Here is a 19,362-nt window from a genome sequence, read left to right as displayed (position 1 = left end):
GCTTTGCCTCGCTCAGGCGCCGCGCGGGCTTGGAGGCCTTACGCCGTGAGCGGCAGCGCCCGCTCCACCAGCCGCACCCAGTAGGATGCGCCATAGGGAATGGCCGCATCGTCGAAATTATACTGCGGATGATGCAGTCCGGCGGACGGGCCATTGCCGATGAAGATGTAGGCGCCGGGCTTCTCTTCCAACATGTAGGCGAAGTCCTCGGCCGCCATCAGCGGCGGTGCGGCTGCGTCCACTTCCGAAGCGCCGGCCACCTCGCTCGCCACTTCGGCGGCGAAGGCCACCTGATCGGCGTGGTTGCTGGTGACCGGATAGCCTTCCTTGAAGCTCACCGTCGCGGTGGCGCCATAGGCTGCCGCGACGCCCTCGGCCACCTGCCGGATGCGCTCGCGCAGCTGCGCGCGGACACCCTGATCGAGCGTGCGGGCAGTGCCCACGAGGGTGGCCGAAGGGGGCAGCACGTTGTCCGCCTCGCCCGCGTGGAACATGGCGATGGAGACCACCGCCGCCTCCAGCGGATCCACATTGCGCGAGACGATCTGCTGCAGCGCCATCACGATGGCGGCGCCGGTGAGCACCACGTCCACGCCCTGGTTGGGCCGCGCCGCATGGGCGCCGCGCCCGTCCACCACGATCTCGATATGGTCGGCGGAGGCCATGATGCCGCCCGGCCGCATGGCGAAGCGGCCCACGTCCAGCCCCGGCAGATTGTGCATGCCGTAGACCTCGCGGACCGGGAAGCGCGTGAACAGGCCATCGTCGATCATGGCCTTGGCCCCGGCTCCCCCCTCTTCCGCCGGCTGGAAGATGAGCACCGCCGTGCCGGAAAAGGCCCGCGTCTCCGCCAGATGCTGCGCGGCGCCGAGCAGCATGGCGGTGTGGCCGTCATGGCCGCAGGCGTGCATCTTGCCGGGGGTTTCAGAGGCATAGGCGGCGCCGGTCTTCTCCAGAATGGGCAGCGCGTCCATGTCGGCGCGCAGGCCGATGAGCGGGCCATCTCCCTTGCCACGCACGATTCCCACCACGCCGGTGCGGCCGATGCCGGTGATGACCTCGTCGCAGCCGAAGGCGCGCAGTTTCTCCGCCACCGAGGCGCTGGTGCGGTCCAGGTCGTACATCAGCTCGGGATGGCGGTGGAAATCCTGCCGCCAGGCCGCGATTTCTTCGGCGCGGGCGGCGATGTGGTTGTTGACCGGCATGGCAATTCCAGAAGCAATGGGACGGCCATGGTGCGGAAGCCGTCCGGCCCGGTCAATGCCCCGCCCGCGCCGCTCCCCGCTGAAATGCCGGGACATCCCGCCCTCCCGGCCTTGACCCCGCCGCCTTCGCACCCTAACCAACGCGTCAAGTGAGCCCGTAGCTCAGCCGGTAGAGCACGTGACTTTTAATCATGGGGTCTCGGGTTCGAATCCCGACGGGCTCACCACCTCTTCCGTCTCGCGCGTCGCAGCACCCGTCATCCGCCCCGCGCGCGGGCACGGGCGACATTCCGGCGCACCCGCACCATGATCGCCAGGTGGACCGCGATGGCGATGGCGAGCGCGAGCAGGTGCTGCGCGGCGCTGGCCGGCACCGCCATTGCGGTGGAGAGGCCGAAGGGGATGAAGATCAGGGCGCCTGTCGCAAGGCCCGGATTGTAGCTGCGAAAGCGCGCCGCCATGCCGAGATGTGCGATCCCGTTCACCAGGATGAGATAGGCGGCCGCGAGGCCCCAGCCGGGGCCGGCGAGCCAGGCGGCGTAGAGCGCCAGAAGGTTGAGGCCCCACACTCCGGGCAGGTTGATCCACAACACGTCGCCGACCGTGAGCGCCTCGGCTCCGCCGAACACCACCCTGTTCACATACGAGCGGAAGCGGTCCCCGGCGTGCTCCTCGATCTGGTGGAGCATGTAGACCGGCGAGGCGAGGAAGATGGCGAGGACGCCCCAGCCCGCCCCCGCCACCAGCGGGGCAACCAGCAGCAGGGCGCCGGCCATGAAGCCCGCGCCGCTCACCCAGACGCGTGCGAGCCAGTCCTTCATCGGCGGCGCTCTCCTCAATCCGTCGCCGCCATCATCTTGCGCAATACCGCCTGAGCCAAGCATCGGCCGCGACGACCATCGCAGCCCGGTTAGTGGATTCTGCCGCCCAGTGCCTTCAGAGCCTGATGCTCCCGGCGGAGAGGGTGGTTGTGTTGTTGAGGGCGATGAGGAGGTCGGCGGTGCCGTCGCCGTTGGTGTCGCCCTGGAGCTGGCCGCCGGAGAAGCGCAGTTCCCCCGCCGTGCCGGAGAAGGCGGCCGCGCCCACATAGATGAAGGCGTCGTCCGCCGTGCCGCCCACGGCGTTGGCGTCGATCGCCGACAGGTCGATCAAATCGCCCTCGCCCGCCGAGAAGTCGGCGATGGTGTCGAACAGGCCCGCGCCCGACTGCGCCGCATCCGTGTAGACGAACACGTCCGCCCCGGTCCCGCCGGTGAGCGCATCCGCGCCGAGCCCGCCGATCAGCGTGTCGTTGCCGGCCGCCCCGTTCAGCAGGTCGTTGCCCGAGCCGCCGGTGATGACGTTGGCCGCGGCATTGCCCGTGCCGGTGAAGTCCCCGGCCCCGGCGAAGGTCAGGTTCTCCACCTCCGCCGCCAGCGTGAAGCTCGACGCCGTGGAGAGCGCCGTGTCCGTTCCCCCGCCGGAATATTCGGTGATCACGTCCAGCGCGCTGTCCACCAGATAGGTGTCGTTGCCCGAACCGCCGATCAGCGTGTCCGCGCCCGTGCCGCCGTCCAGCGTGTCGTTGCCGGACAGGCCATAGAGCGTGTCGTTGCCCGCGCCGCCCGTGAGCACGTCATGGCCCGTGCCGCCCTTCAGCGTGTTGGCGAGGCCGTTGCCCGTGCCGGCGAAGTCCGTCGTGCCCGTATAGGTCAGGTTCTCCACCTCGGCCCCGAGCGTGTAGGCCGACAGGCCCGTGCGCACCTGGTCCGCCGTGCCGCCCCCGGCCGCCTCCACCACCACGTCGCCCGCCGCGTCCACCACATAGGTGTCGTTGCCCGAACCGCCGATGAGCGTGTCGTTGCCCGCCTTGCCGTCCAGCGTGTCGTTGCCCGAACCGCCCGTGATCACGCTCCCAAGGCTGTTGCCCGTGCCGGTGAAGCCCGCGCTGCCGGTGAACGTCAAATTCTCCACCTCGCCCGCCAGCGTGTAGGTGGCGAGCGCCGTGCGCACCGTGTCGGTGCCGCCGACCGCATATTCGCTCACCACGTCCCCGGAATTGTCCACCACATAGGTGTCGTCCCCCGAGCCGCCGATCAGCGTGTCCGCACCCGAGCCGCCGTCCAGCGTGTCGTTGCCGGTGAGGCCATAGAGCGTGTCGTTCCCCGACCCGCCGGAGAGCACGTCATGGCCCGCGCCGCCCTTCAGCGTGTTGGCGAGGGTGTTGCCCGTGCCGGTGAAGGCCGCCGTCCCGGTATAGGTCAGGTTCTCCACATTGTTGCCGAGCGTGTAGGCGGCGAGCGCCGTCTTCACCAGGTCCGTCCCCCCGTCGGCGGCTTCCGAGACGCTGTCGCCCGTGTCCACCACATAGGTGTCGTTGCCCAGCCCGCCGATCAGGGTGTCGTTGCCCGCCCCGCCGTCCAGCGTGTCGTTGCCGGCCCCGCCGGTGATGACGTTGTTCGCCGCATTGCCCGTGCCGGTGAACGATCCGGTGCCGATGAAGGTGAGGTTCTCCAGTTCGGCGCCGAGCGTGTAGGTCGCGCGGGTGGTGCGCACCGTGTCGGTGCCGCCGCCCGCCGCCTCCACGATCACGTCGCCCGCAGAATCCACCACATAGGTGTCGTTGCCGGCCCCGCCGGTCAGCGTGTCGTTGCCCGTGCCGCCGTCCAGCGTGTCGTTGCCCGCACCGCCGATGAGGCTGTCGCTGCCGGCACCGCCGATGAGCGTGTCGGCCCCGTCGCCGCCGTCCAGCGTGTCGTTGCCCGACCCGCCGGTGATGATGTTGGCCGAGGCATTGCCGGTGCCGGTGAACGCCCCCGTGCCGACGAAGGTGAGGGCCTCCACCTCCGCCGACAGGGTGTAGCTCGACGCCGTCGCGCGCACCGTGTCGGTGCCGCCGCCGGAATATTCGGTGATCACGTCCAGCGCGCTGTCCACCAGATAGGTGTCGTTGCCCGAACCACCGATCAGCGTGTCCGCGCCCGTGCCGCCGTCCAGCGTGTCGTCGCCGGAGAGGCCATAGAGCGTGTCGTTGCCAGACCCGCCGGCGAGCGCATCATTGCCCGTGCCGCCCTTCAGCGTGTTGGCGAGGGCGTTGCCCGTGCCGGCAAAATCGCCCGTGCCGATGAAGGTGAGGTTCTCCAGTTCCGCCCCAAGCGTGAAGCTCGCGGTGCTCGCGCGCACCTGGTCGGCCGTCCCGCCGCCGGCCGCCTCCACGATCACGTCCCCGGCCGAATCCACCACATAGGTGTCGTTGCCGGCCCCGCCGATCAGGGTGTCGTTCCCCGCCCCGCCGTCCAGCGTGTCGTTGCCCGCGCCGCCCGTGATGGCATTGGCGAGGGCGTTGCCCGTGCCGGTGAAATTGCCCGACCCGGTGAAGACGAGGCTCTCCACCTCATCCCCGAGCGCGTAGGACGAACGCGACGTGCGCACCGTGTCGATGCCGCCCCCCGCCGCCTCCACCACCACATCGCCCGCCGCATCCACCACATAGGTGTCGTTGCCGGACCCGCCCACCAGCGCGTCGTTCCCCGAGCCCCCGTCCAGATAGTCGTTCCCGGTGCCGCCGGTTAGGGTGTCGTTACCGGATCCGCCATACAGCTTGTCGTCGCCGTCATCGCCGAACAGGAGGTCGTCGCCGCCACCGCCGTTGAGCGTGTCGTTGCCGGCACCGGCCCAGATGCCGTCGGCACCCGCCGTGCCATTGAGGGTGTTCGCCCCCGCATCGCCGATCAGGACGGAGGGCGGCTCGGCGAAGTCCGTCACCGTGAGGGCGAGCGCCTGCTGCGTGGTCAAGGCGCCGTCGCTGGCGGTGAGGATCAGGTCATAGACATTGTCGCCGCCGGCATCCGCCGGCGCCTCGAAGTTCGGCGGGCTCTTGAAGGTGAGCCGGCCATCGGCGGACATCTCGAACAGCGCCGCATCCGTGCCCGAGATGCCATAGGTGAGCGCATCGCCGTCCGCGTCCGTGGCGCTGACCTGGAGGACGAGGCCCGAACCATTCTCCTCGAAGCCCACCGCCGTGGGTGCGGTGATGACGGGGGCGTCGTTGATGTTGGTGAGGGTGACACTGACGGACTGCGTGGTGCTGTTGCCGTGGCCGTCGTCGAGGGTGAGGGTGAAGACCTCGACCCGCGTCTCACCGCCCTGGAGACCGGAGAACTGCGCCTGATCGATCGTGTAGTTCCAGTCCACGCGGTCGGGACCGGATGGCCGGTCGACCACGATGGCCGTCAGCGTGCCGAGCGTGCCGGCTTGAGGCGTGATGGAGACGGTGTGGGTGTCGCCGGCATCGCTGTCGCTGAAATAGATCCGCCCCTCGGCCGCAAGCCCCTGCGCACCGCCGGCTTCGGTGAGGCTCCTGGACGTGACGCTCTCGTCGCCGAGTTCCTTGATGAAGATGTCCTGGGCGCTGTTGGTGTCGCCCGGGACGAGGCTCGGGGCATAAGACGTGAAAATCACGCTCGTCCCGTCCGCCGAGAACGACGCGTGCATGTCGGTGTATCCCAACTGGACATTTGCCGCGCTGGAGGACACGCGCTCCACATCTCCGGTGATGAGATCCTTGATGTAGAAATTTGCCCCAGACTGCGAACCGGGCACCAGATTTTTCGCATTGGACCGGAACAGGATCTTGGTGCCGTCCGGCGAAAATTGCGGCTGCTCGCTCGAATTATTGCCCGCCACGCCTGATGCGCTCGTGGACACGCGGGTGATTTCCCCCGTCACCAGATCCTTGACGAAGACATCGACCGAATTATTGGTATCATTTGGGACGAGATTGCTCGCGCGCGAGGAAAACGCCACCTTGGTCCCGTCGGGTGAGAAGACCGGATCCAAATTGAGATAGTCGTTTGCGGCGCCGCCGGCGGCATTGGTCGAAACGACGGAGAGCGCGCCCGTCGTCAGATCTTTGACAGTCACCCGGCCACTGCCGTCGACAAAAACGATCTTCGTGCCGTCCGGGGCAAATGAAAAATCCCGCTCCGAACTATCACTGACGTAGCTATTGCCCTCGGTCACGAGGGTGAGCTCTCCGGTTGAGAGGTCCCGGATGTAGAGGTCCTCCGAACCGTCCGTATCGGAGGCGGTCAATGCGGACGACGAGATGAAGGCGACCTTCGTACCATCCGGCGAAAAGCGCGGCTCCCGGCTGTTGGAGGTCCCGAAACCACCCGTGTCGGTGCCCGAGACCAGCGTCACCGCTCCCGTCGCAAGATCTTTGACAAAGATATCCGCGGACCAATTTCCGTCCCCGTCGACCAGATTGCCGGCAGTGGAGGCGAAGGCGACCTTGGTGCCGTCCGGCGAGAAAACGGCATCGGTCGAGCCGCCGATGGCTGGCGCGCCGCTGGACGTGGCGGACACGATCGACACCGCGCCCGTCGTCAGATCCTTGATGAAGACGTCGTAATTCCCGTTGGTGTCGCCCGGCACATAGGCGTTGGACCCCGAATAGAAGACCACTTTCGTGCCGTCCGGCGAAAATTCCGGTTTCAGGCTATCGTTCGAGACCTGCGCGCCTGCGGAGGTGGTCGAGACGCGGGTGATGCCGCCGCCCGGCTTGCCGTCGAGAAATTGTGGAGCGGCGTTGCCGGTCTCGACCACGTCACCGACGGTCACGGTGATGGCCTGCGTCCCGCTCTGCGTTCCGTCCGTGGCCGTCACCAGAAGATCGTAGACATTGTTGGCGCCCGCGTCCCCCGGGGCCTCGAAGTTCGGCGGCGCCTTGAAGCTCAGGGTTCCATCCGGCGCAAAGTTGAACAGCGCAGCGTCCGTTCCCGACAGGGTGTAGCTGACCGGAAGGCCCTCGGGATCCGTGGCCACCACTTTCAGCACCGCCCCGCCGCTGTTCTCGCTGACCGTCACGGCCGCAGGCGAGGAGAAGGCGGGGGCGTCTTCGATGCCGTTCACCGTCACGGTGACGGTCTGGGTAATGGTGCCGCCCGGGGTGCCGTCGCTCAGGGAGAGGGCGAAGGTCTCGGTCCGGCTCTGTCCGGCTCCCAGCGAGGCGACCAGTGCGCTGTCGATGGAATAGCTCCAGTCGATGCGGTCGGGACCATCGGCGCGCGGCACGACGCTCGCCGTCACCGAGCCCAGCGCGCCGGCCTGCGGCGCAACCGAGACGGTGTGGATGTCGCTCGCATCCGCATCGGTGAAGTAGAACCGCCCGGCGGCCGTCAGTGAGGGTTTGGCGGCATCGTCGGTGACGATTGCGGACGAGACGGTCGGGGGCGTGGCGTCCTTGATGAAAATGTCCATCGCGGCGTTGGTATCGCCCGGCACCAGGTTGGACGCGTAAGATGAAAAGACGACCGATTTTCCATCAGGTGTGAAGGCAAGGCTGGCGCCGAGCAGGCCGTTTGCTTCAACTCCGTCAGCCGAGGTGCTGACCCGTGTGATCTGGCCGGTGGCAAGATCCTTCACGAAAACGTCGTTCTTGGCGTTGGTATCGCCTTCGACCAGATTGGAGGAGGAGGAGATGAAAGCGAGCTTCGTTCCGTCCGGAGAGTATGCCATGAGGGAATAAGTGGACGGAGCGACGAACTCTATTGCCCCAGTCTGGATATCCTTGATGTAAATGCCGCTGTTGGAGATGCCCGGCATCAGATTTGTGGCGCTCGAGTAGAAGGCCACCTTCGTTCCGTCGGGAGAGAAGACGCCGCCCTGGCTCCCATAATTTCCCGGCGCGCCGGCTGCGGACGTGGAAAGGAGCGTAACTGCGCCGGTGGTGAGATCTTTCAGGAAAACATCCGACTGTCCGTTCGTGTCGCCGGACACGAGATTTGTCGCGTAGGACCAGAAGACAATCTTGGTGCCATCTGGCGAGACGACAGCATCGTGGCTGCCAAAATAGTTATTCGGAACGCCGATTGCCTCCTGACCGGAACTATTCGTCGAAATGCGACTTATGGCCCCCGTGTTCAGGTCCGTTACAAAGATATCCGGAATATTGTTTGTATCTCCGGAAACAAGATTGGAAAAACCAGATGAATACACGACCTTTGAGCTATCGGGCGTGAAGGTGGGATTGTAGTAGCCGAGCGCGTTTCCACCGGTGCCCTCCGCCCCCGAAGCGCTGGTGATGCGCGTCACCGCCCCGTTTGTCAGATTGAGCACGAAGATGTCATACTGGCCGTTGGTATCGCTGCCGACGAGGTTTGTGGCCTGCGACGCAAAGGCGATCTTGGTCCCGTCCGGCGACAAGGAGAGGTCGTAGGCGCCGCAATCGTTCAGCAGGCGTGTGGTTTGCCCGGTGGCCAGGTCCTTCACATAGAGATCCGCGACGTTGCCCGTGCTGCCGGGAACAAGGTTGCTGGCACCCGAGACGAAATAGAGCTTCGTCCCGTCCGCCGAAAGCACGCCCTCCGAGCTTGCGCCGTTCGCCTGCGCCCCCGCGGATGAGGTGGAAACACGGGTGATGCCGCCCACGCTCGCCCACTGGGGCGCGTTCTCGCCCACGTCCGTCACGCTCACCGCCACGTCCTGGGCCGTGGACAGCGCCCCGTCGCTGGCGGTGATGGTGACGTTGTAGATGTTGTCGGCGCCGGCATCGGCCGGGGCTTCGTAGTCGGAGGCGGACTTGAAGCTGAGGGTGCCGTCGGCGGCAAGGTCGAAGAGCGCCGCATCGGCGCCGGAGAGGGCGTAGGTGAGCGCCGCGCCCTCCGGGTCCTGCGCGGCCACTTGCAGCACCGGGCCGGTGGCGGCCTCGGCGAAGCTCACAGTCGCGGGCGAGGTGAAGACGGGCGCGTCGTCGATGCCGTTCAGCGTCACCGTCACGTCCCGGGTGGCGGTGCCGCCCTGCCCGTCGTCGAGGGTCAGGGTGAAGGTCTCGGTGCGGCTCTGGCCAGTGCCGAGGGCGGCGATCAGCGCCGTGTCGACGCTGTAGCTCCAGTCCACATGGCTCGCGCCGCCGGCGACCGGCACCACGACCGCCGTCAGCGCCCCCAGCGCCCCGGCCTGCGGCGCGATCGAGACCGTGTGGCTGTCGCCCGCATCGGCATCGGCGAAGAAGATCTTGCCGGCGCCCGTGAGGGCGGATTTGGCGGCGGCGTCGGTGAGGGTGGCCTTGGCGACGGAGAGGTCTTTGACGAAGATGTCGGTGGTGTAGTTGGTGTCGTCAAGAACGAGATTGGGTGCGCCGGAATTGAAAACCACTTTGTTTCCGTCCGGTGAGAACACCGGAGAATCACTATAGCCATTCCCCTGCGCGCCGGCCGCATCGGTGGACAGACGGGTGACGATACCCGTGGTCAGATCCTTCACGAAGACGTCGGGGGTGTTATTAGTGTCCCCCGGAACGAGGTTGGTGGCATAGGAATAGAATGCCAGCTTGGTCCCGTCGGGTGAGAACTGTGGGGAATAGCTATCGCTGTCTGCCTGGACGCCTGTGGCATCAGCCGTTACTAGTGTGACCATCCCCGTCGTCAGGTCTTTAACAAAGACATCAACAATGCCGTTGGTGTCTCCGGGAACGAGGTTTGTGGCAACAGATGTGAAAGCCACTTTGGTCCCGTCGGGCGAGAACACTGGTGTATAGCTGGAGCTGTTTCCCTGAATGGCTGCCGCGTCAGTTGACACTAGCGTGACGGCCCCGCTGTTGAGGTCCTTTATGAAAATATCGGCATTATTGTTGGTATCGCCCGCAACCAGATTGGAAGCATATGAATAGAATGCCACCTTGGTCCCATCGGGCGAGAACACTGCCTGATAGCTATAGTCATTTCCCTGAGCCCCGGTCGCATTAGTGGCAATGCGGATCGTTTCGCCCGATAGAAGGTCTTTAACGAATATATCGATGGCACCGTTTGTGTCGTTAGGAACAAGGTTGGATGCAAGGGAGTAAAATGCAACCTTAGTTCCGTCCGGCGAAAACACCGGGCCGTAGCTGGAGCTATTCCCCTGAGCGTCCGTTCCGTCAGTGGAGACCAGGGTAATGACTCGTGTGGTCAAATCTTTGACGAATATGTCGTTGGCGCCGTTGGTGTCGCCAGGAACGAGATTCGAGCCATAGGAATAAAATGCCACCTTCGTTCCGTCGGGCGAAAACACTGGCCGATAGCTAGAGCCATTCGCCTGCGCGCCGCTCGCGTCCGTCGAAATACGCGTAATGACGCCTGTGGTGAGGTCCTTCACGAAGATATCGCCAGCGCCGTTGCCGTCGCCCGGCACGAGATTTGACGCATAGGAATAGAACGCCACCTTCGTCCCATCCGGCGAAAAGACCGGACCGTAGCTGTCGGAATCCCCCTGCCCCCCCGCCGCATCCGTCGAGACGCGCGTGATGGACCCGCTCTCGGTGAATTCCGGTGCCGTATTCGCCATGTGCCGCCCCCGACCAGACCGCGGCGCCCAGCGGGGCGCACGCCGCGCGCGTAGCCGCGCACGTTTTCATTCTGGACCGTAGCGGGTTCCGGTCCGGCGGACATACTCCATCTAGGGTAGGTGTTCCGAAAAGGCGGGCTCGGCCCGCGGAGCATTCACCATCACCGAACACCACTCGGCTTGAGGCGCTCCACAAATTTCATTGTCACTGAAATTCGCCCTGCTATGCTTGTCCCATGAAGCTCGCGGAATGGCTCTCGGCAACCGGAACGAAGCGCAGTGCGTTTGCGCGGCAGGTGGGCATGTCCCCGGCCAGCGTGACGGCGTTGTGCAATGACGAGCGCGCCTGGATCTCCCGCGAGACAGCCGAAAAGATCGCCGAGGCGACCGGGCAGCAGGTGACGCCCAACGATTTCCTCGGCCTCGTCCCGCTCATCCGAGGTTTGCCCGTGACCGACACCACCCAGACCCGCGTCCAGTCCGCCATCGAAGCCATCGCGCGCGGGGAGATCATCGTCGTCACCGACGACGACGACCGCGAGAACGAAGGCGACCTCATCCTCGCCGCCTCGCTGGCGACGCCGGAGAAGATGGCCTTCGTCATCCGCAACACCTCCGGCATCGTCTGCACGCCGCTGCCCCCATCCGAGGCGAAGCGGCTGCGGCTCGATCCCATGGTGTCGAACAATGACGCGCCAATGGGCACGGCCTTCACCGTCTCCATCGACGTGCGCCACGGCACCACCACCGGCATCTCGGCGGAAGAGCGCACCAACACCGTGCGGGCGCTGGCCAACCCCAACATGGGCGCCGGCGATTTCGTTCGGCCCGGCCATGTCTTCCCGCTGATCGCCCGTGAGGGCGGCGTGCTCATCCGCTCCGGCCACACGGAAGCGGCGGTGGATCTGTGCCGCCTCGCCGGCCTGCCGCCCATCGGCGTCATCGCCGAGCTGGTGAACGATGACGGCACGGTGCAGCGCGGCCCGCAGGTGACCGCCTTCGCCGAGAAGCACAACCTCACGCGTATTTCGGTGGCGGACCTCATCGCTTATCGCCAGGCCCGCGAGAAGCTGGTGAGCCGCGCGGCGGAATTCCCGGTGCCCACCATCGTGGGCGAGTTGCAGGGCTATTCCTACGTGACGCCGTTCGATCCGGTGAACCACCTGGCCCTCGTCAAGGGCCGCATTGGCGACGGCGAGAAGGTGCTGGTGCGCCTGCATCGCGCCGACCCCATCGGCGATGCCTTCGGCGGCGGCAAGGTGTTGCAGAAGAGCCTGCAGCTGATCGAGGCGGAAGGCCGCGGCGTGCTCGTCTACCTGCGCGACGGCACCAGCGGCGTCCCGGCGGTGGCCATGGGCCAGTCGACGGAGAAGAGCTCCAGCGAGCTGGAGCGGGATCGCTACTGGCGCGAGGTCGGCCTCGGCGCGCAGATCCTGCGCGATCTCGGCATCCAGTCGATTCGGCTCCTCACCTCAAAGACCCGCACCTATGTGGGCATCGCGGGCTTCGGCATCGAGATCGTCGGCACCGAAACGCTGGATTGAGCCGGTGACGGCCGCGGCCGGGGTGCCGCGGCTAACCCCTTGTGACGATTCGAAGACATCTGCGTGACGGGCGCGGCACACGCGCCTGCAATGATTCCGCCGCAAAACGTGACAGGCCTGAAGGCGGCAAATCTCTTCTCCCGGCACGGGAACGGTGTCAGCATTTCTCGGACGTGATGCCGCACCGTTCCTTCCCCGGGAGGAGGCCGTCCATGTCTCTGCATTCGATGTCTTCGCACTCGATGTTTTGGCGCCCCGTTTTCAGGCGCGTCCCTCCCCTGCGTCCCGCCGCTCTGGTCGCGGCCGGGCTTCTCGCCCTCGGACTTCTTCACGCCGCGCCAGCCAAGGCCGGCGGCGCGGGCCGGCTCCCGGTGGATGTGGAATTGGTGCTGGCCGTCGATGTCTCCTACTCGATGGATGCGGACGAGCTGGCCCTCCAGCGTGAGGGCTATGCGTCGGCCATCGTCTCGAAGGAATTTATCGACGCGCTCCGCCTCGGCCCCAATGGCCGCATCGCCGTGGAATATGTGGAGTGGGCGGGCGAGAACGAACAGAAGATCGTGGTGGACTGGCGCGTTATCGATGGGCCGGAAAGCGCGAAGGCCTTCGCGGATGCTGTCCTGGCGGCACCCATCCGGCGCATTTACCGCACCTCGATTTCCGGGGCTCTGCTGTTCGCGGCCGACCAGTTCGATCTCAACGGCTTCAAGGGCCTGCGCAAGGTCATCGACGTGTCGGGCGACGGGGTGAACAATCAGGGGCCGCCGGTGGCGCTGGCGCGGGATTCGGTGGTCCGCCGCGGCATCACGGTGAATGGCCTGCCGCTGCTGATGAAGCGCTCCACGGCGTCGGCGCTCGATATTCCGGAACTCGACGTCTATTACGAGGACTGCGTGACCGGCGGGCCGGGTTCCTTCGTCATCCCCGTGGAGAAGATGGAGGAATTCGCCCGCGCCATCCGCACCAAGCTGGTGCTGGAGGTGGCCGGCGTGGTGCCGAAGCCGGGGCCGGGCCTCATCCAGCATGCCTCCGCCGAGCAGCCCCGCATTTCCTGCACCATCGGCGAGAAGATCTGGATGGATCACTGGTCGAATTGAGGGATGGGCTGCATGCCCTCACATTTCGGCCCGCCGTCGCCCCCTGCTTGACGGGCAGCCCATCCCGCCGCCTCTGCAAGCTTTCGGGGTCAGGGACAAATGGCGCCGTGGGTCCTCCGGTCAAGCCGGAGGACGACGGCATTGACGTTTCTCACCGCGCCTCGACCAGCGGCACGCCCCGCAGCGCCGCGAGATTGCCCGCGCCGGCGGCGAAGGCGGCGATGCGCAATTGCTCCACGAGCACCTCGAAATGGGCGATGACCGCCTCGGTGGAGGTGACGGCCGCCTTCAGCGTCGCCGCGGCCTGTCCCACCAGATCGGCCCCGAGGCGGATGGCCTTGGCGGCGTCCACGCCGTCGCGGATGCCGCCGGAGGCGATGATCGGGATGTCCGGCAGCGCCGCCCGCAGGTCCACCACGGCGTCGGCGGTGGGAATGCCCCAGTCGGCGAAGGCGGAGGCCAGCGCCTGCGTGCGGCCGGACCCGCGCGCGCCCTCCACCAGCGCCCAGTTGGTGCCGCCCGCCCCGGCCACGTCGAGGCCGGCCACGCCGCAATTCACCAGCCGGCGCCCCACGGCGGCGGAGAGGCCGAAGCCCACCTCCTTCACCACCACCGGCGCACGAAGCGTGGCGCACAGGCCGGTGATGGCATGCAGCACGCCGTGCCAGTCGCGGTCACCGCCCTCCTGGATCGCCTCCTGAAGCGGATTGAGATGGATGACGAGCGCATCCGCGCCGATCATCTCCACCGCGCGCCGCGCATGATCGCGCCCGCTGGGGGAGAGAAGCTGCGCGGCGCCGAGATTGGCGAACAGCAGGGCGTCCGGCGCCCGCCGCCTCAACTCGCCGCCGAGCCCCGCCGCCGCGCCGGTCTCGACCGCGATGCGCTGGGAGCCGACCCCGAGCGCGATGCCCAGCGCCTGCGCCGCCTCGGCAAGGTGGGCGTTGATGGCCTCGGAGCGCGCCGGCCCGCCGGTCATGGCGCTGATGAGCAGCGGCGCCTTCAGCCGCCGCCCGAGCATCCGGGTCGAAAGATCGATGGCGTCGAGGCTGAGTTCCGGCAGTGCGCAATGGACGAAGCGCCAGCGATCGAACCCCGCGTCCACGCGGGAGGCGACGCGATCGCCGGACAGCACGATGTCGATGTGGTCTTCCTTGCGCCGACCGGCTGCGTTCTCGTTCATGCGCCTGCGGCACTCCCCGTCCTGCGCGCCCGCCCGCGCCCGGCCGCCCTCGCGGCACGCGCGCCACACGCGAGCAAAATGTGCGGCGCACCACGGGCCGCGCACTGGCATGATTGTGTAAGCGGTGATCTAAAGTCATTCAAGGCAACGTATGTGCCTGTTGTGAGGGGATTGTCGCCCCCGGGCGGCCAACAACAGAGTGAGGGGGCGTATGGGGCAGAAGGGCGGACGGGACCGGCGGACCGAAGCTTCGGCGGCGGCGTCCCGGGAGGCGCTGTCGGCAGCGGCCGGCGGTATCGCGCTCGCCGTTGCGGCGCCGGACATGGAGGCTGCGCCGGCCCACGATGACGCCCTGCCGGACTTTCCGCCCCGTTCCCGCGACCTCTCCTACCTCCGCGCGGTGGTCGACCGCCGGCTCGGCCTGCTGGTGCCGCCCGCCGCCTCCCATCCGGCGGTGCTGCATTCCGCCATGCGCCACATCCTGCTCGCGCCGGGCAAGAGGCTGCGTCCGCTGCTCGCCATGGCGGCGGCCATGCAGCTCGACGCCTCCGAGCACGCCGTGCTGGATTTCGGCTGCGCGCTGGAGATGATCCACGCCTCCTCCCTCATCATCGACGATTTGCCGTGCATGGACGACGCCATGGTGCGTCGGAACCAGCCGACGACCCATGTGAAGTATGGCGAGGATGTCGCCGTGCTGGCGGCCGTCGCGCTGCTGTCGCGGGCGCTCGGCGTCGCCGGCGCGGCGCCGGGCACGAGCGACCCTGTGCGGCTCGACGCGGTGTGCATCCTCTCGAAGGCGGTGGGCTCCCTCGGCCTGTGCGGGGGGCAGTATGACGATTTGCGCCCCAGCCCCGGTCGCTCGCTCTCGGCGACCGAGGATGTGAACCGCCGCAAGACCGGCGTGCTGTTCTCCGCCGCCGTGGAGATCGCCGGCCGCGCCGCCGGAGCGGACGAGGCGCAGGCCGGCCACCTCCGGGCGCTCGCCGGACATGTGGGCAGCGCCTACCAGATTCTCGACGACATCCTCGACACCTCGAGCTCGGCCGCAACGCTGGGCAAGGATGTGGGCAAGGATGCCAACAAGGCGACGGTCATCGCCTCCCTCGGCGCGCCGCGCGCGCGCAAGCTGTTGTCGGAGCACTTGGCGGGGGCGCTCGCAGCCTCTAAAGACATCGGGCCCAACAAGGAGGGCCTGCAGCCCCTGCGAGACTTCATGACCGCTGCCTTCGGTGAACTGATGGGGCCGCTGGCGCCGTGAGCGCCGCTGCCCGCCATTACGACGACCCGATAGACGAAAGCCCGGCACCGCCCCTCGCCATTCTCGGCCTCACCGCAGGCTATGGCGCGCGCACGGTGCTGGCTGGCGTGGACCTCGTTTTGCGTGCGGGAACGGTGACCGCCCTTGTCGGGCCCAACGGTGCCGGCAAGAGCACGCTGGTGCGTGCCATCTGCGGCCGCATCCCGCCCCGCACCGGCATCATCCGCATCTGCGGCATCCCCGCCGCCGAGAGCGAGGCGCGCGCCCGCATCGGCCTCGCGCCGCAGGACATCGCGCTGTATCGCGCCCTCACCATCGCCGAGAATCTCGCCGTCTTCGCCCGCCTCGCCGGGGTCCGCCGCGCCGATGTGCCCGCCTGCGTCGCCGGCGTCATGGCGCGCACCGGCATCGAGGAGCGCGCCAACGAGCGCATCGACCGGCTCTCCGGCGGCTGGCAGCGCCGCGCCAACGTCGCCGCCGCACTCGTCGGCAATCCGCGTCTCCTGGTGCTGGACGAACCGACCGTTGGCGTCGACGCCCCCGCCCGCGCCGACCTCGCCGCGCTGGTGCACCGGCTGGCGGCGGACGGGCTGGGCATCCTCGTCATCACCCACGATTTCGCCTTCGCCGAGGCGATCGCCGAGCACGTCGCCATCCTGTCCGAGGGGCGGATCGCGCTGGAGGGGCGGCTCGCCGCGCTCATCGCCGCCCGCTTCCCCAACCAGCGGCGCGCCGCCGTGACCTTCGCCACGCCCCCCTCGCCCGCCGGCCGGCAGGTGCTTGCCTCGCGCGGGCTCACCGGGGACGAGGGCGGCACCTCCTTCAGCGGCGTCGTCTCCGACACGCCGGAAGGCGCGGGCGGCCTCATCGCCGCGCTCAAGGTGGCCGGCCTCGTGCCGCGCACCATCGCCTTCGAGGCGGCGGGCCTCGACGCCCTCTATGCCGACGTGACCGGGAGCGACCATTCATGATGGGCGCCATCGTCCGGGCCATGGCGCTGACGCTGATGCGCGACCGCGGCGCGCTGATGATGACGTTCGTGCTTCCGCCGATGCTGTTCATCCTGTTCGCGGCGGTGTTCGCGGGCACCGGGGGCGAAACCTCGGTCATCAAGGTGGCGGCGGCGAAGGCGACGCAGGCGGCCTCCGCCGACGCCTTCCTCAAGGCGCTGGGCGGCACGGCGGATGTGGATCTCGTCACCGTCACGCCCGAGGAGGTCCGCGCCCGGGTGGCGGACGGCCGCGCCGACGTGGGGCTGGTGGTGCGCGGCGACGTGGCCGCCGCAACCGACAAGCCGCCGCTCCTCCTCGTCACCGACCCTGCCCGCAACGTGGCCGCGGCCCTGCTCTCGGCGCGCATCCAGCGCGTGTTCACCGAGGATCTGCCCGGCCTCGCCATCCGCCGCGTGGCGGCGCAGATCGAGGTGCTGGTCGGCCCCTTCTCGCAGACGCAGACGTCGCGGCTGGAGCAGTCCATCGCCCGCGCGCCAGAACTGGTGGCGGGCGGCGGCGCGGATCTGCTGGAGCGCCAGCCGCTCACCCGCCGCCGCTCCGAGCCGGGCGTGAGCTATTATGCCGGCGCCATCGCCATGCTGTTCCTGCTGTTCTCGGCGGTGCAGGGCGCCGGCAGCCTGGTGGACGAGCGACGCTCCGGTGTGTTCGACCGCATCGTCATGAGCCGGGGCGGCGTGCTGGCGCTGGTGGGCGGCAAGCTCGCCTTCCTGATTCTCCAGGGTCTCGCGCTCACCGCCGTGCTGTTTGCCGTAGCGCAGGCGGTTTACGGCGTGGACGTGCTGGAGAATTTCTGGACCTTCGCGACCGTCGCCGTCGCAGCCTCCGCCTCGGCCGCCGGCATCGCGCTGCCGCTCGCGGCGGTGTCGCGCACGCGGCAGCAGGCGCAGACGCTCTCCACCTTCGCCGTGCTGCTGCTCTCCGCCGTCGGCGGCAGCATGGTGCCGCGTTTCCTCATGCCCGAATGGCTCCAGCATGCGGGCGTTCTCACCCCCACCGCCTGGGGCATCGAGGCCTTCCAGGGCGCGCTCTGGCGCGGCGAGGGCATGGCGACGCTGGCGCCGTCCCTGCTGATCCTGCTCGGCTGGGCCGCCGCCGGGGCGGCCGTGACGCTCTGGTTCATCCGGCGACAGGTCCGGCTCGCCTGAAGCCGCACCGGCGGACCCTGCGACACGAAATCCTGAACGTCCTCGGCGCTTCCATCCGACGCCTGCCCGCACTAGAACGCCTCCATGGCGATCCTCGACCTTGCCAATCCGGTCCGCTTCCTCAGCCTGTCCGCGCGCATCCTGCCCTGGATCGCCGCCGCGGCGGTGGTGACGCTCGCAATCGGCTTCACTCTCGCCTTCCAGGCGCCGCCCGATTACCAGCAGGGCGAGACGGTGCGGATCATGTACATCCACGTCCCGTTCGCGTGGCTGGGCCTGTTCGGCTATTCCATGATGGCCGCCTCCTCCATCGGCATCCTCGTGTGGCGGCATCCTCTGGCGGACGTGGCGCACAAGGCGGCCGCGCCCGTGGGCGCCACCTTCACGGCTCTCTGCCTCATTACCGGCGCGCTGTGGGGCCGGCCCATGTGGGGCACCTATTGGGTATGGGATGCGCGGCTCACCTCCATGCTGGTGCTGCTGCTGCTCTATCTCGGCCTGATGGCGCTGCGCGCGGCCATCGACGATCCCAACCGCGCCGGCCGGGCCGCCGCCGTGCTCACGCTGGTGGGCTTCATCAACGTGCCCATCGTGAAGTTCTCGGTGGATTGGTGGAACACCCTGCACCAGCCGGCCTCGGTGTTCCGCATGGGCGGCTCGACCATCGATTCCAGCCTGCTCTGGCCGCTGCTCATCTGCGCGGTGGGCTTCACGCTGGTGTTCATCGCTTTGCACATGCTCGGCATGCGCACGGAAATCCTCCGCCGCCGCGTGCAGGCGCTGGAGGCCCGCGCCGCTGCGGAAGCCCTGGCCTGAGCCCGCGCGCATGACCCATTTCGTCTTCATCGCCGCATCCTACGGCGTCTCCCTCCTCGCCCTCGGGCTCCTCGCCCTCTGGCTGATGCTCGATTACCGCAGCCAGCGCCGCGCCCTGTCGGAGCTGGAGGCGCGCGGCGTCGGCCGCCGCAGGGCCAACCGCACGGGAGAGGCGGAATGAGCGAGCCCGTCGATACCCCCGCCCGTCCGCGTCGCCGCCTGTGGCTGGTGGCGCTGCCGCTGGTGGTGTTCCTCGCGCTGGCGGCGCTGTTCTTCTCGCGGCTGGAAACCGGGGGCGACCCCTCGCGCATTCCCTCCGCGCTGGTGGGCCGGAAGGCGCCGGTCGTCACCCTGCCGCCGCTCGCCGGGCTCAAGGGGCCGGATGGCCAGCCCCTGCCCGGCATCGACCTTGCCGCGCTCGGCGGCAAGCCGGCGCTGGTGAACGTGTGGGCCTCCTGGTGCGGCCCCTGCCGCGAGGAGCATCCCCTGCTGATGCAGCTCGGCAAGGACCCCCGCTTCAGCCTCGTGGGCATCAATTACAAGGACGCGCCGGACAATGCCCGCCGCTTCCTCGGCCAGTTCGGCCTGCCCTACAAGGCGGTGGGGGTCGACCCCAACGGGCGCGCGGCCATAGAATGGGGCGTCTACGGCGTGCCCGAGACCTTCGTGGTGGCGAAGGACGGCACCATCGTCCACAAGTTCGTGGGGCCGCTGACACCCGAGGCGGTGACGGGCACGCTCCTGCCGATGATGGCGCGCCTCTCCGGCGGCTAAGGCGACGCGCGAGGCGTTGCC

Annotated in this window: 12 protein-coding genes and 1 tRNA gene; 9 read left to right on the top strand and 4 right to left on the bottom strand. The window is 68.0% G+C overall.

Translation table 11 applies throughout. The features are described from left to right. Positions 1-38 precede the first annotated feature (38 nt). A complete protein-coding gene (locus tag J2126_RS23065) occupies positions 39-1,205 on the bottom strand; it encodes a M20 aminoacylase family protein (RefSeq protein ID WP_209489117.1) in 1,167 nt (388 codons plus the stop codon). 151 nt (positions 1,206-1,356) lie between these two features. Between J2126_RS23065 and J2126_RS23060 the strand changes: the two genes are divergently transcribed. After that, positions 1,357-1,432, top strand: a tRNA-Lys gene (locus J2126_RS23060). Between the two features lie 30 nt (positions 1,433-1,462). Here J2126_RS23060 and J2126_RS23055 read toward each other — a convergent pair. Together J2126_RS23055 and J2126_RS23050 are read right to left on the bottom strand one after the other, a co-directional pair. After that, positions 1,463-2,026, bottom strand: coding sequence for an HXXEE domain-containing protein (locus tag J2126_RS23055; protein ID WP_209489116.1), 564 nt, complete (start codon positions 2,024-2,026; stop codon positions 1,463-1,465). Positions 2,027-2,141: 115 nt separating this feature from the next. After that, a complete protein-coding gene (locus tag J2126_RS23050) occupies positions 2,142-9,602 on the bottom strand; it encodes a VCBS domain-containing protein (protein ID WP_245327528.1) in 7,461 nt (2,486 codons plus the stop codon). A 1,142-nt stretch (positions 9,603-10,744) separates the two neighbouring features. Between J2126_RS23050 and ribB the strand changes: the two genes are divergently transcribed. Continuing rightward, complete coding sequence (gene ribB, locus J2126_RS23045) at positions 10,745-12,052, top strand: 3,4-dihydroxy-2-butanone-4-phosphate synthase (RefSeq protein ID WP_209489114.1); 1,308 nt, start codon at positions 10,745-10,747, stop codon at positions 12,050-12,052. A 242-nt stretch (positions 12,053-12,294) separates the two neighbouring features. Continuing rightward, positions 12,295-13,149 carry a DUF1194 domain-containing protein gene (locus J2126_RS23040; RefSeq protein WP_209490493.1) on the top strand — a complete coding sequence of 285 codons (855 nt, stop codon included), beginning with the start codon at positions 12,295-12,297 and terminating at the stop codon, positions 13,147-13,149. 151 nt (positions 13,150-13,300) lie between these two features. Here J2126_RS23040 and fni read toward each other — a convergent pair whose 3' ends face one another. Next, positions 13,301-14,332 (bottom strand): type 2 isopentenyl-diphosphate Delta-isomerase, encoded by a 1,032-nt coding sequence (gene fni / locus J2126_RS23035; RefSeq protein WP_209489113.1) that lies wholly within the window; start codon positions 14,330-14,332, stop codon positions 13,301-13,303. A gap of 211 nt (positions 14,333-14,543) precedes the next feature. On the opposite strand from fni, the gene J2126_RS23030 reads away from it, so the two are divergent. The 6 genes from J2126_RS23030 (at position 14,544) to J2126_RS23005 (ending at position 19,341) form a co-directional block, all read left to right on the top strand. After that, a complete protein-coding gene (locus tag J2126_RS23030) occupies positions 14,544-15,593 on the top strand; it encodes a polyprenyl synthetase family protein (protein ID WP_209489112.1) in 1,050 nt (349 codons plus the stop codon). Then, on the top strand, positions 15,590-16,564 hold the full coding sequence (locus J2126_RS23025) for an ABC transporter ATP-binding protein (protein ID WP_209489111.1): 975 nt from the start codon (positions 15,590-15,592) through the stop codon (positions 16,562-16,564). Before J2126_RS23030 ends, J2126_RS23025 begins: the two co-directional genes overlap by 4 nt. Beyond that, positions 16,561-17,751, top strand: a complete 1,191-nt coding sequence (locus J2126_RS23020; protein WP_209489110.1) for an ABC transporter permease — start codon at positions 16,561-16,563, stop codon at positions 17,749-17,751. Before J2126_RS23025 ends, J2126_RS23020 begins: the two co-directional genes overlap by 4 nt. A gap of 84 nt (positions 17,752-17,835) precedes the next feature. Then, complete coding sequence (locus J2126_RS23015) at positions 17,836-18,567, top strand: heme ABC transporter permease (protein ID WP_209489109.1); 732 nt, start codon at positions 17,836-17,838, stop codon at positions 18,565-18,567. 10 nt (positions 18,568-18,577) lie between these two features. Then, entirely contained in the window at positions 18,578-18,748 is a 171-nt protein-coding gene (ccmD, locus tag J2126_RS23010) for a heme exporter protein CcmD (RefSeq protein ID WP_209489108.1), read from the top strand. Beyond that, positions 18,745-19,341: a DsbE family thiol:disulfide interchange protein gene (locus J2126_RS23005; RefSeq protein WP_209489107.1), complete on the top strand. Its 597-nt coding sequence runs from the start codon at positions 18,745-18,747 to the stop codon at positions 19,339-19,341. The genes ccmD and J2126_RS23005 overlap by 4 nt, the downstream gene beginning before the upstream one ends. Positions 19,342-19,362 lie beyond the last annotated feature (21 nt).

This window comes from Xanthobacter flavus, assembly GCF_017875275.1.
GTDB lineage: Bacteria > Pseudomonadota > Alphaproteobacteria > Rhizobiales > Xanthobacteraceae > Xanthobacter > Xanthobacter flavus_A.
Note: the sequence above shows the minus strand (reverse complement) of the source record. Positions and strands in the feature narration are given on the sequence as shown.

What these genes read in the sequence shown, in the direction of transcription:
- ribB (WP_209489114.1), top strand. Translation starts at nt 10,745, where the DNA reads ATGAAGCTCGCGGAATGGCTCTCGGCAACCGGAACGAAGCGCAGTGCG.
- fni (WP_209489113.1), bottom strand. Translation starts at nt 14,332, where the DNA reads ATGAACGAGAACGCAGCCGGTCGGCGCAAGGAAGACCACATCGACATC.
- J2126_RS23005 (WP_209489107.1), top strand. Translation starts at nt 18,745, where the DNA reads ATGAGCGAGCCCGTCGATACCCCCGCCCGTCCGCGTCGCCGCCTGTGG.
- J2126_RS23015 (WP_209489109.1), top strand. Translation starts at nt 17,836, where the DNA reads ATGGCGATCCTCGACCTTGCCAATCCGGTCCGCTTCCTCAGCCTGTCC.
- J2126_RS23040 (WP_209490493.1), top strand. Translation starts at nt 12,295, where the DNA reads ATGTTTTGGCGCCCCGTTTTCAGGCGCGTCCCTCCCCTGCGTCCCGCC.
- J2126_RS23055 (WP_209489116.1), bottom strand. Translation starts at nt 2,026, where the DNA reads ATGAAGGACTGGCTCGCACGCGTCTGGGTGAGCGGCGCGGGCTTCATG.
- ccmD (WP_209489108.1), top strand. Translation starts at nt 18,578, where the DNA reads ATGACCCATTTCGTCTTCATCGCCGCATCCTACGGCGTCTCCCTCCTC.
- J2126_RS23030 (WP_209489112.1), top strand. Translation starts at nt 14,544, where the DNA reads ATGGGGCAGAAGGGCGGACGGGACCGGCGGACCGAAGCTTCGGCGGCG.
- J2126_RS23020 (WP_209489110.1), top strand. Translation starts at nt 16,561, where the DNA reads ATGATGGGCGCCATCGTCCGGGCCATGGCGCTGACGCTGATGCGCGAC.
- J2126_RS23050 (WP_245327528.1), bottom strand. Translation starts at nt 9,602, where the DNA reads ATGGTCACACTAGTAACGGCTGATGCCACAGGCGTCCAGGCAGACAGC.
- J2126_RS23065 (WP_209489117.1), bottom strand. Translation starts at nt 1,205, where the DNA reads ATGCCGGTCAACAACCACATCGCCGCCCGCGCCGAAGAAATCGCGGCC.